This is a genomic window from Flagellimonas taeanensis (assembly GCF_003584105.1).
In the GTDB taxonomy this organism is placed as follows: domain Bacteria; phylum Bacteroidota; class Bacteroidia; order Flavobacteriales; family Flavobacteriaceae; genus Flagellimonas; species Flagellimonas taeanensis.
The window spans coordinates 223497-238244 of sequence record NZ_QXFO01000026.1 but is presented as its reverse complement, the minus strand read 5'-3'; the positions used below and the strand labels follow the sequence as shown (position 1 = coordinate 238244).

The following is a 14748-nucleotide window of genomic DNA, read 5'->3' as shown; positions in this document are numbered from 1 at the left end:
CCAATATCAGTTCGAGCGCCTGCCGAACGGACAGTATCTTCGTCATGCCGAACTCGTTTCGGCATCCCATCATCGATAAAACTTACCGTGAGATCCTTCGCTCGCCCTTCGACTGCACTCAGGGCCCAATACCCACAACATTTATGAGAACCTGAAACAAGTTCAGGTTGACGTGCCCAATATTAGTTCGAGCGCCTGCCGAACGGACAGTATCTTCGTCATGCCGAACTCGTTTCGGTATCCCATCATCGATAAAACTTACCGTGAGATCCTTCGCTCGCCCTTTGACTCCGTTCAGGGGCCGAGTCCAGGTTGACGTGCTCAATGTCAGTTCGAGCGCAGTCGAGAACGACATGCTGCTTTACCCTTCGACTCCGCTCAGGGTCCGAGTTCAGGCTGATGTGGCGGACAAACCATCACTGCACACGGACATGGAGTACCTGCCCAATGGAGATGGTGTTGTCGTTCAATCGGTTCATCCGTTTCAGTTCATCCACAGAAACCTCATATTTTCTGGATATGGCATACAAGGTATCCCCCTTCTCTACGGTATGGGTCAAGGTTTCTTGCGGTTCGGGCGTATCCTCCGTCGTGGGCTGACGAACAGGTTCCTCACTGGTTTCCACTACGGCCTCGTCGTATTTGTGCAAATCGTAGCGTTCGATCAGGGCGATCAATTTCTGCGGATATTGACGGTCCGTGGCATAGCCCGCCTGTTTGAGGCCATGGGCCCATTTTTTATAATCGTCCCGTCGGTAATTGAACAAAAATGCATAACGCGAACGCGACGTTAGGAAAAGACTGTGGTCGCGAAAGGAGAACATGGGGTGGTTGTACTTGCGGAAACACTCCCCCTTGGCATCGTCATCATGAAAATCGAACTCGCCCTCCCAGCCCGTATGGCATTTGATCCCAAAGTGGTTGTTCGTCTTCAGGGTAAGCTCCCCCCGTCCGGAGCCACTTTCCAGAATGCCCTGTGCCAAGGTGATACTGGCGGGAATACCAAAGGCCCGCATTTCGTACTGGGCAATTTCGGCAAAGGTCTTGATGTATTCCTGGGTATCCGAAATGGGAAACTTCTCGAACCTTCCCGGGTCTTCGGGCATTGGGTAGAGGTTGGATCCCTCGGTCCGCTCTTCCGCAGTCACCTTGGTGTTTTCCCTGGTCTCCGTCCTACTGATGGCAGGAGCTCCCTTTCGGTGGGTGGTCCTTCTTTTCTTGGCGCCGCAACCTGTGAGCAGGAGGGCCACCAAGATTACATATCCAATTCGCTTGATCATAGGTCCAATAACGGTAAATTCTTTTTTTCCAACACAAGGTTCATGCCCAAAATGCCCTGCAATCCTCCCGTGTGGATGGCCAAGATTCGGGTGCCTTTGGGGAAAACATCCTGTTTTACAAGGGCAAAAATACCAAAAAGCATCTTTCCCGTGTAGATGGGGTCCAAAGGAATCCCGGTTTTATCCCTAAAGCGGTTGATGAATGTCACCAGTTCCCGATCCACTTTGGCATAGCCCCCAAAATGATAATCGGTCACCAATCGCCACCGATCATTACGGGCAAATGTACGAATATCATCGTTCAAAAAATCGCCCTTCAATGCAGGGAAGCCGAGAACGTTCTGTCCCTCTTTTGTCGAATTGATAAGGCCGGCCAAGGTGCCCCCAGTGCCCACGGCACAGCAGATATGGTCGAAACCGGCATCCGCTTCCGTCAAGATCTCTTCACAGCCCCGCACCGCCAATTCGTTGGTCCCGCCCTCGGGGAGCAGGTAGCACTCCCCAAAACGCTCTTTCAAATCATGGCGGAAGGGTGCTTCATTTTTGTTCCGATACTCGCTCCGCGAAACAAAATGGAACCGCATCCCCTGCTGATGGGCCAAGGCCAAAGTGGGGTTGTCCTGCCAACTATGGGCCAACTCTTCGCCCCGTATCACCCCAATGGTCTCAAAACCCTGTTCCTTTCCGGCGCAGGCCACGGCCGCAATATGGTTGGAAAAGGCCCCACCAAAGGTGAGCAACGTGGAATGGCCCTGTTTTTTGGCTTCCTCCAGATTGTATTTGAGCTTGCGGTACTTGTTTCCCGAAATGAGCGGATGGATGGTATCTTCCCGTTTGATGTACAGGGTTACGCCCTTTTCACGGAAAAGGGGCAGGTCGATATGCTGACAGGGGATGTTCACTCCAACGTATTATCGCATCAGGTAGTTCAAAAACCCGAAGATTTTCCGCTTGGAAAGATACTGCATATCCGCCTCATTGGCATAGGCCTCACGCTCAAAACTGATGTTCTGGTAGGCGCGGTAACTGTCCATATAGAGGACGGTCCGCAACAGCCATTCTGAAACATAGAGCAGGTAAAAGGGCACTATCAGGAGTTCTCGCTGTTGTTTCAGGTGGATGCGTTCGTGGTTGATGAGCACGGCATCGGTCTTCAGGGAATCCTCTTTTAGGATGATGAAGGGCCAAAGCGAGAGGCCCACATAATTTTTATAGAAAAAATGTTTAAAGACAACTATCACCTGAAAACGTTCATCGGTTCCCAACAAATATAACAGCAAAAAACACAGAAAATTGGGCACGACCGACAATACCATCAACAATTTCGGTGAATAACCCCTTTACTTCCAAAATCTTAAAACGTTAGGGGCTTTCAACGGAATGCCTTAACTTTATAAGACGAATTGATGCTGTGCATGAAAGAACACATTCCCTTGGAAGAGGGCGATTATTACCTTTCGGTAGAAGGGTATCGGGTCTTTACCGAACAATACCTCCTCAAACGGGGATATTGTTGTGAAAGTGGTTGCCGCCATTGCCCGTACGGCTACAATGCAAAGATCAATAGGAGAAACTAAGATTGTCTTCGGCATAATATTTGTGCCGTATTCATCATAATCTCAAAGAAATAAAAAAAGTGCCATGAAAAATTTAAAACTCATTCCGTTGGTCGCATTGACCCTTGTTCTTTTGGCCTCGTGCAGTTCTGTTCGGGTCGTTTCCGATTACGACAAACAAGCCAATTTCAACACCTATAAAAGCTATGCTTTTTACAAAACGGGTATTGACAAGGCCCAAATATCCGATCTGGACAAAAAACGGATCCTTCGTGCCATTGAGGCCGAGCTCGGTTCGCGTGGTTTTGTGAAATCCGATACCCCCGATGTGCTCATCAGCATCTTCACCAAAGAGCGTGAGCGTGTGGATGTGTACAACAACAACTTTGGCTGGGGCTATGGCGGATTTTACAACCCTTGGGTCTGGGGTCCCGGTTGGGGCTGGGGCTGGGGCAACAATGTCAGCACCAGTACCGAAGGTTCCCTATACATTGATGTCATCGATGCCAATAAAAAGGAACTCGTCTGGCAAGGCAGGGGCGTAGGAACGCTGAACAACACCAAGAACATTGAGAAGAAGGAGCAGCGTATCCAAGAATTTGTATCCCAGATCTTGAAGGAATATCCTCCCCAAACGGCAGTCGCCGTCAACTAAAATATTTAGGAAGCTTTCCAAGGGCAAATCAGCGTCATTCTGAATTTATTTCAGACTCTTATGATGGGAACCTGAAACAAGATCAGGTTGACGAAATGAATTCTTTTTGGAAAGCTTCTTTTTTGTCTAAACGTTTCCCTAAAGGGAAACCGATAACGTTTTCGTATCTTTAAGACCGATAAAAATGCACAAATGAGTTACGAATCCAATCCCATACTGGACAAACTTCCCAAGCACCTCAAACAGTTCATCAAACCGCAGAACTATGAAGATTATACGGCCATTGACCAAGCCGTTTGGCGCTATGTGATGCGAAAAAATGTGGATTATTTGAGCCAAGTGGCACACAGTTCCTATGTGGATGGATTGGAGAAAACAGGCATTTCCATCGACCAGATCCCGAACATGTACGGCATGAACCGTATCCTGAAAGAAATCGGTTGGGCCGCCGTGGCCGTGGACGGGTTTATCCCCCCTTCGGCCTTTATGGAATTTCAGGCGTACAATGTGTTGGTGATCGCTTCGGACATCCGTCAATTGGAAAACATTGAATACACCCCCGCACCGGATATCATCCACGAAGGTGCCGGGCATGCCCCTATCATCGCCAATCCCGAATATGCAGAATATTTGCGACGCTTCGGGGAGATTGGCTGCAAGGCCATTTCCAGCGCCAAGGATTACGAACTGTACGATGCGGTGCGCCATCTTTCCATCATCAAAGAGGCCCATGGTACGCCCCAAGAAGAGATTGAAAAAGCCGAAAAACATATCGAATACCTGCAAGAAAATATGGGGGAGCCCAGCGAAATGGCCCTCATCCGAAACCTGCACTGGTGGACGGTGGAATACGGCTTGATAGGCTCCGTGGATTATCCGAAGATTTATGGGGCGGGACTGCTTTCCTCCATTGGGGAAAGTGCTTGGTGCATGACGGACCAAGTGAAAAAGATTCCCTACTCCATTGAAGGGGCACGCACCGAATTTGACATTACCAAACCGCAACCCCAATTGTTCGTTACCCCGGATTTTGCTTTTTTGAGCCAGGTGCTGGAAGATTTTGCCAACACTATGGCTGTTCGCAAAGGTGGGCTTTCGGGCATCAAAAAATTGATCACTTCCCAAGCGCTGGGCACCATCGAGCTCAGTACGGGACTTCAAATTTCAGGGGAGTTCCATCATGTGATCGAGCATGATGGCAAACCTATTTATATCCAGACCAAAGGTCCAACGGCCTTGGCGTATCGGGAGAAAGAACTCGTGGGACACAGCACCGCCTATCACGTGGAAGGTTTTGGGTCGCCCATTGGCAAATTGAAGGGCATCAACATCGCTATAGAAGATATGGGTCCCCGAGATTTGAAGGCTTATAAGATTTACGAAGGGGAGCAAATTTCCTTGGAGTTTGAAGGAGGCATCAAGGTTGAAGGGACCATCATAACCGGTACCCGTAATCTGATGGGCAAGATCATCCTCATCACCTTTAAGGATTGTACCGTAACGCATGAGGACAAGGTACTGTTTCAACCGGAATGGGGATTGTACGACATGGCCGTTGGCCAAAGTGTGGTTTCCGCCTACAACGGTCCGGCCGACCTCAACAGTTTTGACCTTATCACCCATCAATTGACCGAAACCACCATCAAACCAAAGAAAAGCCCCAAAAGGTTGCAACTGGAGCAATATTATCAGCAAGTGCGGGATTTTAGGGAAGGTACAAACACCACCATCTCGCGAAACAAGGTTTTCCAGGTCATCAAAAGTGAATTTTCTGAGGATTGGTTACTACCCGTGGAACTGTATGAATTGGCCAAGCAGGGTGACGATCACCATTTTCAAAAAGAGATATTGGACCATTTGGAAAGCATCAAACGCAACAATCCGAAAGTGGGCCATTTGATCGACGATGGTATCAAATTGGCAGATGCTAGCTTGGTAAGTTAAAAGCCAAGTTTTTCGATATTGGATTCGGTTTCCTTCAGTTGGGGCACCATAGCCTTTTTGATGGGATAAAAGACAAATTCCAATCTTTTTCCATTGCGTTTCACCCCGAGTTCTACTTCGTGGTCAATGCTGCCTTGCCAAATGCTGCGGGAAAACACCTCATCCCCTTCACGTAACCCTGCATTCCAGGCCGCACTGCCTTCCACTACACTTTGGATGCCTTTTCGGTCTTCGGTAAATGTAAAACCCAGCTCGTAAATATCGTTCATGGGATCATACTCCAATCCCAACTCGTCAAACAATCCGTAAAGGTCCACCTTAATGCCTTCTTCAATATGTTTTTGAAAAAAGGCCTCAAAATCATCACCCAAAAATTCCTTCATCACTTTAATGAAATAGGCATGGGTCAGTTTTTGATTGTTGGCTTTGACATCCTTATAAATTTGATGCATCACATCATCCAAACTTTGTTTTCCTTTGGATGTTTCACGGATTTTTTGGTCCAAATAGAAGGCAAACACAGCCCCTCTCCAATACGGCAGTTTGGAATAATCCCGATTGCCCCAAAAGTTATCGTAGTTGATCTCCGCATTGGGGGCTTCCACCACTGGAGAAGCATACAGATCACGTATGGTGCGGTTCACCTCGCGGATATAAAAGGCTCCGGTTAGACCATTGATCTTGTTGGTTGCAATATTTTTGAAGGTATAGTATTCGGTAAAACCCTCACTGAACCAATATTGTTCCTCTTCATTTTCATTTTTGATGACATGCCCGATCCAGTTGTGCATCAACTCATGGTTGAACAGGTACACCAATTGTTCAATATCCGTAAAATCGTTGTTGGAAATAGAGGTGGCAAAGGAATTGGTAAGCCCCGTACCTTGGAAACTGCTCCCGGTTTCCTGCGGAAAGGGTTGCATGGTCACCGTGAAATATTCTTGCGAGTGATCGTTCCAAAAATTACGTTGACAGGTCAAAGTCCGCTCCAGCACTTGGAACACCTCCTCTTCTTGGAACGGAATCCATTCCCCTCGGGTGGCCAAACTGATCTGGTTGCCTTGGATGTCGCCTGAAAGTACCCTAAAGTCCCCTCCCACAAAAATGGCGTTTCCAAAAAGGGCCATATCCATACCCTTCAACTCCTGAACCCTTTTTTGGCTTCCAAAACTGTTGTGGATGGTATAATCCTCCGGAAAAGCAGACCAATCCAATACAATGTCCTGATTGCTCTCTGCCTGTTCGGGCACCATGAACATATTGTGGGAAAACGCATGGAAATAAGCATCGCTGATGATAGGTCGATAGATTCTGCCTGTAGACAAGTCACCATCAAAGTCCTGCTTGAGGAAATACTCAAACTCCAATTGTTCAGTATCCTTGGGATGCATCAACACGATGCGACTGCTATCCATATCCTTTTCCACCACCCCTTCCACATTCAGCAAACGCATCTCACCCAAGGTGTTGAACAGTTTTTCCTGACCCCACGCCTCATTGGGAAACGACAGGGTGGTCACCCCACTGGTATCCGCGGGAATACTCATGCGGATTTTCAGTTGTGATACGCTATCCACCTTAACCGGGGTTATGGTGTAGCAGATATCGGCTTTGGGTTTTTGATTGCAGGCAAAGAGAAAAGTGGCTAAAAGGCCGGTTAGTAGAGCTCTTTTAAACATGGATTACATTGATTGATGAGCTATAAAGACGCACAAAAACGGGAAATGTGACAGATTAATCCAAAATTTTATCCAATTCCTCCATATTCTGTACCGGGACATCCTCAAAAACCAAGGTCCAACCCATGGAATTTGTGATTACCAAAATACGGGAAAGCTCACTGACCAAACGGTTTTCGGCATTGGATCGCAAGGTAGAAGCATCAATTTTTTTCATCAACGAAGCATTTACATTGCGCTTGATCAAATTGTAATCCTCCGCTTTAAAAGGATTAAGGTAATCAGCGGTGACATCGTAGTATTCAAAATCGGGGTTGATCTTGATTTCGGGATCCGGAATGTTCGTAATCTTAACGGTCTTGTTTTCCTCATCCAGATCATAGATAACTTGGGAAAGGTCATAGACCACCATCACCTCGGCATTAACGACCACCAACGCTTTTTTCTGGGCGGTGACCAAGGGGCCAAAAAGTTCCCGCGAATCTTTATAATTATAGACTTCCGCAAAATGACCTTCCGTCACGATCAGCTTGGAAACGTTTTTAAGTTCTTGCTGGATCAGCATGGAATTCTCCTCCAAGATGGTCTTTTTTTCACGGTCTTCGGTACACGATCTGTAGATCAAAACCGAAGCCAGGGCAATCACGGCGCCAATGAGTATTTTCTTCATTTATTCGAATTTCATGAAAGGATACCTTTCTTGAAGATACGTAATTTTTGCCCGGAGCGATGTCTTGAACTTCTGGTGTGCCTCGGAACCTGGATTAAAAGGCCGGTGCTGCAACCCTTTTCGAACGCCTTCCACTTCGTCCATAATGGGGTAAACTTCGGAAGAAATCCAGATTGTTTTGAATTTTTCCCAAATGTAATCCACGGCCAAGGCATTGGGATGCACCATATCCTCGGCATAAAAACGATAATCACGGAGTTCGTCCATCATGATCTCGTAAGCTGGAAAGTAGGACACCTGGTGTCCGTTTATTATATGATGTAGTGCCGTGATGAGATGCGACTTGCTCTGTTGGTTTTCCACAAAATCATCCTTCAGGTGCCGAACCGGGGAAATCGTAAATATGAGTTTTGCCTTGGGATTTGCGTTGCCAATCATATTTACAAGGCTCTCTAAACTGGATTGGATGGCATCCACCGAAAGCAATTTTTTAATGAATTCCCTTTGGGGCACCTTGTGACAATTGGCCACTATTTTTTGGGAAGCTATATGTTCGTACACCCAAGCCGTGCCCAAAGTTATGATGATGTGGGAGGCACTTTCCACCCATTGCCTTGTGAGTCGCAACCTTTGGTTGAGCAGTTCCACCAAGGTTTTTTGGTCATCGGAACGTACTTCGGAATGTGCATCAAAACAACGCCAAATACCCTCTTGGCAGAATACCTCATCTTGTTGGTAAAAAGAACTTTCCAGTGCGCGCTTGACCAAGTTTTCCAAAGCCAGGGGCTGAAACAACACCCCGAAAGGATTTTGGTATTGGGGAAATTGAAAATACTCCAGCTTGTCCCCCATATTTTCCACAAAACAAGAACCAAAAAGCAGCACTTTTCCCTGATAATCGATGGGATCATCAGCTGGCTGCAAGGGTACTTTGGTCTGTAGTTCCATGTTTTACAAATAGGTCAGTTCGAGCTAAGTCCAGAACCAAGAACTCAATTATTATCATAGCTCAAGAGATCCTTCGACTCCGCTCAGGATGACATCTTGATGTTAAATCACTAATTCGGAGCACCCATTATTTAAGGTAGTCCTTCACTTTATCCAAAGCTTCTGGAATACCGTCAGGGTTTTTACCTCCTGCCGTTGCAAAGAAAGGTTGACCGCCACCTCCACCTTGAATGTACTTGCCCAGTTCACGAACAATGGTACCAGCGTTCAGGTTCTTTGCAGCTACCAATTCCTTGGAAATATAACAACTCAACAAGGCCTTCCCTTCACTCTCGGAAGCAAGCAGAAGGAAGAGGTTGTCCACTTGTCCGCCAATTTCAAAAGCCAAATCCTTGATGCCCGCAGCATCCAGATCCACTTTTTTGGAGAGGAATTGGATTCCGTTGAGTTCCTTCAATTCGGCAATCAAATCATTTTTTAAACCTTTGGCCTTGTCCTTCAACAATTGCTCCACTTGCTTTTTAAGCGCGGTGTTCTCATCCTGCAAACTCGCCACGGCCTTTACGGGATCTTGGGCATTGTGCAAAAGATCTTTGATCTCGAACAACATGCGGTTGTTCGTAAAGTAAAATTCCTTGACAGCATCGGAAGTGATGGCCTCGATCCTTCGGATACCTGCTGCCACGGCACCTTCTGACACAATCTTGAAATGCCAGATATCACCCGTGTTCTTCACGTGGGTACCCCCACAAAGTTCAATGGATTGTCCAAAACGGATGGTACGCACGGTATCGCCATATTTTTCGCCAAAAAGGGCCATGGCCCCATCTTCCATCGCTTGCTTGATGGGTACATTTCGATGTTCCTCCAAAGCCAAATGTCCATCGATACGGGCATTGACGAAGTTTTCCACTTTTCGCAACTCTTCAACGGATAGTTTGGCAAAGTGTGAAAAGTCGAAACGCAGGTATTTGGAATGTACCGCAGAGCCTTTTTGTTCCACATGGGTTCCCAAAACTTCACGAAGTGCTTGGTGCAACAAATGCGTAGCGGTATGGTTGCAAGCTGTTCTCCATCGTTGCTTATGGTCCACTACCGCCTTGAAGGTTTCATTCACATTATCGGGCAACGATTCTGCAAAATGTACGATCTCGTTGTTTTCCCTTTTGGTATCCACAATATAGGTGACATCACCGTTCGGGGCCTCCAAATAACCTTTGTCGCCCACTTGACCGCCACCTTCCGCATAAAAAGGCGTTAGGTTGAACACCAATTGGTATTGGTCCCCCTCCTTTTTACTACTGATCTTTCGGTATTTCACCAACTTCACTTGGGCTTCCAAACTATCATAGCCGATGAATTCCTGCTCGGAATCCTGTTTCAGAACGGTCCAATCGCCTTTTGACACTTCAGATGCCGCCCTGGAACGGTCCTTTTGTTCCTGCAATGCCTTGTTGAAGCCTTCAACATCCAATTGATATCCTTTCTCCTCCAAAATCAAGGAGGTCAAATCGATTGGAAAACCAAAGGTATCATAAAGTTCAAAGGCTTTTTCGCCACTGATGGTCTTGCCCTTGGAAGACTTGATCACGGAGTCCAACAACACCAATCCCTGCTCCAAAGTGCTCAGGAACGAACTCTCTTCTTCCTTGATCACATTCTCGATCAACTGGTATTGCTCCTTCAGCTCGGGGAAGGCTTTGCCCATTTGCTCGGCCAATACTTTGACCAATCTATAAATGAACGGTTTGTTGGTATCCAAAAATGTAAACCCATATCGGATGGCGCGGCGCAAGATCCTTCGGATCACATAACCGGCGCCGGTGTTGCTCGGCAATTGCCCATCAGCAATGGAAAAGGCAACGGCCCTCACATGGTCCGCGATCACCCGAATGGCGATATCGGTCTTCTCGTCCTTTCCGTATTTCTTTCCTGTGATAACCTCTATCTCTCGGATAAGTGGGGTGAACACATCGGTATCGTAATTGGACTGAACGCCTTGGAGCACCATGCACAGGCGCTCAAAGCCCATTCCAGTATCTATATGTTTTGCGGGAAGGACCTCCAAGCTCCCATTTGCCTTTCTATTGAATTGCATAAAAACCAGGTTCCAAATCTCCACCACTTGCGGATGATCCTGGTTCACCAAGGAGGCACCCGGCACTTTCTTCTTCTCTTCTGCCGAACGGATGTCCACATGGATCTCGGAACAGGGGCCACAGGGTCCCTGATCGCCCATTTCCCAGAAATTGTCCTTCTTGTTGCCCATGATGATGCGCTCTTTGGGCACAATGGCCTTCCAAAGATCATAGGCCTCTTGGTCCATGGCCAATCCATCATCATCGCTGCCTTCAAAAACAGAGACATAAAGACTGCTCTTGTCAATTTTATAGACTTCGGTGAGCAATTCCCAGGCCCACTGTATAGCCTCTTTTTTGAAGTAATCCCCAAAACTCCAGTTGCCCAACATCTCGAACATGGTATGGTGATAGGTATCCTTCCCCACTTCCTCCAAATCGTTGTGCTTGCCGCTTACCCGTAAACATTTTTGGGTATCGGCCACCCTGGGGTGTTTGGGCTTGGAATTCCCCAAGAAAAACTCCTTGAACTGGTTCATGCCCGCATTGGTGAACATGAGGGTCGGGTCGTCCTTCATCACCATGGGGGCAGAGGGCACAATTTTGTGGCCCTTTTCTTTGAAAAAGTTTAAAAATTGGGTTCTAACTTCTTGGGATGTCATTGAATTCCTAGGGTTTTCTTAAATTTAACACTCTTAGCAAAACAATTTTTATATTTGCTTGTTTTGATAAAAAGAGTGAGCAAAAATAGGATAAAATCCATTCATGTCTAAAGTTAAGTACTATTACGACCCGGATACCCTTTCCTATCGAAAGATCGAGCCGAAAAAATCCAAGAAGTACAGAAACATCTTTCTGTTCGTCCTGGGTTCTGCGCTATTTGGTTTTTTGGGCCTCATTATCCTACTGAACACCAAATGGGTGAACACGCCCAAGGAACTTTCCCTGGAGCGGGAGGTCAGGAACTATGAGCTTCAATTTGAGATCCTGAACAAGAAGATGGAACAAATGGAGCAGGTGCTGGCCAACATCGAAGACCGCGACAACAACATTTACCGCCTATACTTTGAGGCAAATCCCATTCCCGAAGAGCAGCGAAAGGCTGGTTTTGGAGGTGTCAACAGATACAAATCCCTCGACGGTTTCAACAATTCCGATATCATCATCAATGCCACCAAGCGTTTGGACATCATCCAAAAACAGATGGTGATCCAATCCAAATCCCTCGATGAGATTGCCAAATTGGCCGAGGAAAAAGAGAAGCTTTTGGCCTCTATCCCTGCCATCCAACCTGTGAGCAATGAGGATTTGACGCGGATGGCCTCGGGCTACGGATGGCGTTCCGACCCGTTCACCAAGGCACGAAAGATGCATTGGGGGATGGACTTTACCGCACCACGTGGCTCTCCCATATACGCTACGGGCGACGGGAAAGTGACCCGTGCCGACAACCAATCCTCCGGATATGGAAAGCACATACGAATCGATCACGGATATGGTTACATCTCCTTATACGGGCACTTGAGCAAATACAACGTGACCGTGGGCCAAAAGGTGAGGCGGGGCGATCTTATCGGTTTTGTGGGGAATACGGGGCGTTCAGAAGCACCGCATTTGCACTACGAGGTCTTCAAGGACGGGGAACGCATCAACCCTATCAACTTCTACTACGGAAGTTTGACGGCAGAAGAGTTTGAAAACATGCTCAAATATGCCAATCAAGAGAACCAATCCTTGGATTAATGCACATAGACCTTCCTGAAAAACGATATTATGGCATTGGCGAAGTGGCCAAAGCCTTTGGGGTGAACACTTCCCTGATACGCTTTTGGGAAAAGGAGTTTGATGTGCTCCAACCCAAGAAAAATGCCAAGGGCAATCGAAAATTCACACCAGAAGACATCAAAAACCTACAACTGATCTATCACTTGGTAAAGGAACGGGGGTTTACCCTGGAAGGGGCAAAAACTCACCTGAACGAAGAAAAGGAAAAAACACTGTCCACCTTTGATGTCATACAAAAACTGCAAAAGGTAAAGGCAGAACTACTGAAAATCAAAGAACAACTATAAACACTAAAACCTAACGAAAATGAAAAAAGGCATTATAGCCATCATCGTACTGATCGTCCTTGCCGTGGTGCTGGTCGGGTGGTACGTGAACACGAACAATAAACTGGTGGACATGAAGGGACAGGCCACCAAGCAATGGGCCAATGTGGAAAGTTCCTATCAACGACGAAGCGACCTCATCGGCAACTTGGTGAAAACCGTCCAAGGTGCGGCCGATTTTGAGCGAGAGACCCTGTCTGATGTAATAGAGGCTAGGGCCAAGGCAACATCCACTACCATTGACGCCAACAACATCACGCCAGAACAACTTGCGGAATTCCAACAGGCCCAGACCGGTTTGTCATCTGCACTTTCTAGACTTTTGGTGACCGTGGAACGCTACCCTGACCTGAAGGCCAACCAAAACTTTTTGGAACTGCAGTCCCAATTGGAAGGTACCGAGAACAGGATCAATGTGGAACGGAACCGTTTCAACGAACTGGCCGGGGAATACAACATCAAGATCCAACAGATTCCCACGAACATCATTGCCAGCATCGCCAACTTTGACCCCATGGCACTCTTCAGCTCCAATCCCGGGTCTGAAAATGCGCCAGAGGTGAACTTTGAATTTGAGTGAGCATGTCGCACGTAGAGGAATTTTTGACTGCCGAGGAGGAACAGGAAATCATTGACGCCATTGTTGAGGCAGAAAAAAACACTTCCGGGGAAATCCGTGTCCATATTGAGGCTACGGCCAAAATGGACCATTTTAGCAGGGCGCAACAGGTATTCCATTTTCTGAAGATGGACAATACCAAGGAAGAGAACGGAGTACTGGTCTACGTTGCCGTGGATGACCATAAATTTGTCATCTATGGTGGTACTGGCATCGACCGGGCTGTGCCCAATGGGTTTTGGGACACCACCAAAGATGTCATCGCCTCGCACTTCAAGAAAGGAAACTTCAAACAGGGTATTATCGAGGGTATTTTGATGGCAGGCAAAGAACTGGAAGCCCATTTCCCATGGAACCATAACGACACCAATGAACTGAGCGATGCCATATCCAAAGGGTAACCTCTTACTGGCTTTTTTGTGCGTTTCCCTAGCATGGGGACAATTCACCATACCCAAAAAACCACAAGAGCAGACCAGTGTCTATGATTATGTGAATCTTCTATCCAATGCCCAGAACAGGGCCTTGGAACAAAAACTCATCCACTATTCCGATAGTACCTCTACCCAGATCGTTGTGGTCATCATTGCCACTACCGAGGGTGAGGACATCACTTACTTGGGTGCCCAATGGGGGCATCAATGGGGCATTGGCCAAGCGGACAAGGACAATGGCATACTCATCCTTTTGGCCCGTGACGACAGAAGGATCGCCATCAATACCGGATATGGCGTGGAAGGAGCACTCACCGATCTCATGTCCAAACGCATCATCGAGTCTGTCATTATCCCCGAGTTCAAAAAGGGGGATTATTACAGCGGTCTTGACAAGGGTTCCGATGCCATCTTCAAAGTGCTTACAGGCGAGTTTACCGAGGACAGGACCTTTGACAACAAACGTTTTCCCATCGAAGCCCTTTTTCCCTTTATCATTTTCATTGTGATCATGATCATTCTATGGAGCCGAAAGAACAAGGGTGGCGGTGGAAACGGCGGTCGTAGAAGTAGTGGACTCGATATCTGGGACATGATCATCCTAAGCAATATGGGCCGTAGCTCCGGTTCCTCGGGCGGATTTGGAAGTGGAGGCGGATTCAGCGGCGGTGGATTCGGTGGTGGCTTCGGAGGCGGTGGATTTGGCGGAGGCGGTGCCTCGGGTGGGTGGTAAACCCCCACTTACGCCAAAACCCCGCAAGCAACCTTTTTCTT

General features: G+C 47.4%; 15 protein-coding genes. 8 read left to right on the top strand and 7 right to left on the bottom strand.

The features are described 5' to 3' along the window. Positions 1–416: 416 nt before the first annotated feature. The 3 genes from D2V93_RS14965 to D2V93_RS14955 are packed head-to-tail and all read right to left on the bottom strand — an operon-like array spanning position 417 to position 2521. Complete coding sequence (locus D2V93_RS14965) at positions 417–1280, bottom strand: glucosaminidase domain-containing protein (protein WP_072875574.1); 864 nt, start codon at positions 1278–1280, stop codon at positions 417–419. After that, entirely contained in the window at positions 1277–2182 is a 906-nt protein-coding gene (locus tag D2V93_RS14960) for a 1-aminocyclopropane-1-carboxylate deaminase/D-cysteine desulfhydrase (RefSeq protein ID WP_119619960.1), read from the bottom strand. The genes D2V93_RS14965 and D2V93_RS14960 overlap by 4 nt, the downstream gene beginning before the upstream one ends. Before the next feature lie 9 nt (positions 2183–2191). Next, a complete protein-coding gene (locus tag D2V93_RS14955; protein ID WP_072876786.1) occupies positions 2192–2521 on the bottom strand; it encodes a hypothetical protein in 330 nt (109 codons plus the stop codon). 174 nt (positions 2522–2695) lie between these two features. On the opposite strand from D2V93_RS14955, the gene D2V93_RS18695 reads away from it, so the two are divergent. The 3 genes from D2V93_RS18695 to D2V93_RS14945 all read left to right on the top strand — a co-directional run bounded on the left by D2V93_RS18695 (position 2696) and on the right by D2V93_RS14945 (position 5435). Next, positions 2696–2857 carry a DUF5522 domain-containing protein gene (locus D2V93_RS18695; RefSeq protein WP_177189994.1) on the top strand — a complete coding sequence of 54 codons (162 nt, stop codon included), beginning with the start codon at positions 2696–2698 and terminating at the stop codon, positions 2855–2857. 64 nt (positions 2858–2921) lie between these two features. After that, on the top strand, positions 2922–3491 hold the full coding sequence (locus D2V93_RS14950; RefSeq protein ID WP_119619959.1) for a DUF4136 domain-containing protein: 570 nt from the start codon (positions 2922–2924) through the stop codon (positions 3489–3491). Between the two features lie 192 nt (positions 3492–3683). Continuing rightward, a complete protein-coding gene (locus tag D2V93_RS14945; RefSeq protein ID WP_119619958.1) occupies positions 3684–5435 on the top strand; it encodes an aromatic amino acid hydroxylase in 1752 nt (583 codons plus the stop codon). On the opposite strand, the gene D2V93_RS14940 is transcribed toward D2V93_RS14945, so the two are convergent. The 4 genes from D2V93_RS14940 to alaS form a co-directional block, all read right to left on the bottom strand. Next, complete coding sequence (locus D2V93_RS14940; RefSeq protein WP_119619957.1) at positions 5432–7114, bottom strand: M1 family aminopeptidase; 1683 nt, start codon at positions 7112–7114, stop codon at positions 5432–5434. The genes D2V93_RS14945 and D2V93_RS14940 overlap by 4 nt on opposite strands. A 55-nt stretch (positions 7115–7169) precedes the next feature. Then, a complete protein-coding gene (locus D2V93_RS14935; RefSeq protein WP_119619956.1) occupies positions 7170–7784 on the bottom strand; it encodes a DUF4230 domain-containing protein in 615 nt (204 codons plus the stop codon). Beyond that, on the bottom strand, positions 7785–8732 hold the full coding sequence (locus D2V93_RS14930) for a GSCFA domain-containing protein (protein ID WP_119619955.1): 948 nt from the start codon (positions 8730–8732) through the stop codon (positions 7785–7787). It lies immediately after the preceding gene. Between the two features lie 127 nt (positions 8733–8859). After that, a complete protein-coding gene (gene alaS / locus D2V93_RS14925; RefSeq protein ID WP_119619954.1) occupies positions 8860–11472 on the bottom strand; it encodes an alanine--tRNA ligase in 2613 nt (870 codons plus the stop codon). 103 nt (positions 11473–11575) lie between these two features. Between alaS and D2V93_RS14920 the strand changes: the two genes are divergently transcribed. The 5 genes from D2V93_RS14920 to D2V93_RS14900 are packed head-to-tail and all read left to right on the top strand — an operon-like array spanning position 11576 to position 14707. Continuing rightward, positions 11576–12553, top strand: a complete 978-nt coding sequence (locus D2V93_RS14920) for a M23 family metallopeptidase (protein ID WP_119619953.1) — start codon at positions 11576–11578, stop codon at positions 12551–12553. Next, the gene (locus D2V93_RS14915; protein WP_072875586.1) at positions 12553–12882 is read left to right on the top strand and encodes a MerR family transcriptional regulator; all 330 of its coding nucleotides are present in this window, start codon (positions 12553–12555) and stop codon (positions 12880–12882) included. The genes D2V93_RS14920 and D2V93_RS14915 overlap by 1 nt, the downstream gene beginning before the upstream one ends. Positions 12883–12901: 19 nt before the next feature. Next, the gene (locus tag D2V93_RS14910) at positions 12902–13501 is read left to right on the top strand and encodes a LemA family protein (protein ID WP_072875588.1); all 600 of its coding nucleotides are present in this window, start codon (positions 12902–12904) and stop codon (positions 13499–13501) included. Between the two features lie 2 nt (positions 13502–13503). Continuing rightward, positions 13504–13941 carry a TPM domain-containing protein gene (locus tag D2V93_RS14905; protein ID WP_119619952.1) on the top strand — a complete coding sequence of 146 codons (438 nt, stop codon included), beginning with the start codon at positions 13504–13506 and terminating at the stop codon, positions 13939–13941. Next, positions 13922–14707, top strand: a complete 786-nt coding sequence (locus D2V93_RS14900; protein WP_119619951.1) for a TPM domain-containing protein — start codon at positions 13922–13924, stop codon at positions 14705–14707. The genes D2V93_RS14905 and D2V93_RS14900 overlap by 20 nt, the downstream gene beginning before the upstream one ends. Positions 14708–14748: the final 41 nt, after the last annotated feature.

Coding starts and splice junctions, on each gene's coding strand:
- D2V93_RS18695 (WP_177189994.1), top strand. CDS start 2,696: ATGAAAGAACACATTCCCTTGGAAGAGGGCGATTATTACCTTTCGGTA.
- D2V93_RS14910 (WP_072875588.1), top strand. CDS start 12,902: ATGAAAAAAGGCATTATAGCCATCATCGTACTGATCGTCCTTGCCGTG.
- D2V93_RS14935 (WP_119619956.1), bottom strand. CDS start 7,784: ATGAAGAAAATACTCATTGGCGCCGTGATTGCCCTGGCTTCGGTTTTG.
- D2V93_RS14920 (WP_119619953.1), top strand. CDS start 11,576: ATGTCTAAAGTTAAGTACTATTACGACCCGGATACCCTTTCCTATCGA.
- D2V93_RS14940 (WP_119619957.1), bottom strand. CDS start 7,114: ATGTTTAAAAGAGCTCTACTAACCGGCCTTTTAGCCACTTTTCTCTTT.
- D2V93_RS14965 (WP_072875574.1), bottom strand. CDS start 1,280: ATGATCAAGCGAATTGGATATGTAATCTTGGTGGCCCTCCTGCTCACA.
- D2V93_RS14950 (WP_119619959.1), top strand. CDS start 2,922: ATGAAAAATTTAAAACTCATTCCGTTGGTCGCATTGACCCTTGTTCTT.
- D2V93_RS14930 (WP_119619955.1), bottom strand. CDS start 8,732: ATGGAACTACAGACCAAAGTACCCTTGCAGCCAGCTGATGATCCCATC.
- alaS (WP_119619954.1), bottom strand. CDS start 11,472: ATGACATCCCAAGAAGTTAGAACCCAATTTTTAAACTTTTTCAAAGAA.
- D2V93_RS14905 (WP_119619952.1), top strand. CDS start 13,504: ATGTCGCACGTAGAGGAATTTTTGACTGCCGAGGAGGAACAGGAAATC.
- D2V93_RS14945 (WP_119619958.1), top strand. CDS start 3,684: ATGAGTTACGAATCCAATCCCATACTGGACAAACTTCCCAAGCACCTC.
- D2V93_RS14900 (WP_119619951.1), top strand. CDS start 13,922: ATGCCATATCCAAAGGGTAACCTCTTACTGGCTTTTTTGTGCGTTTCC.
- D2V93_RS14915 (WP_072875586.1), top strand. CDS start 12,553: ATGCACATAGACCTTCCTGAAAAACGATATTATGGCATTGGCGAAGTG.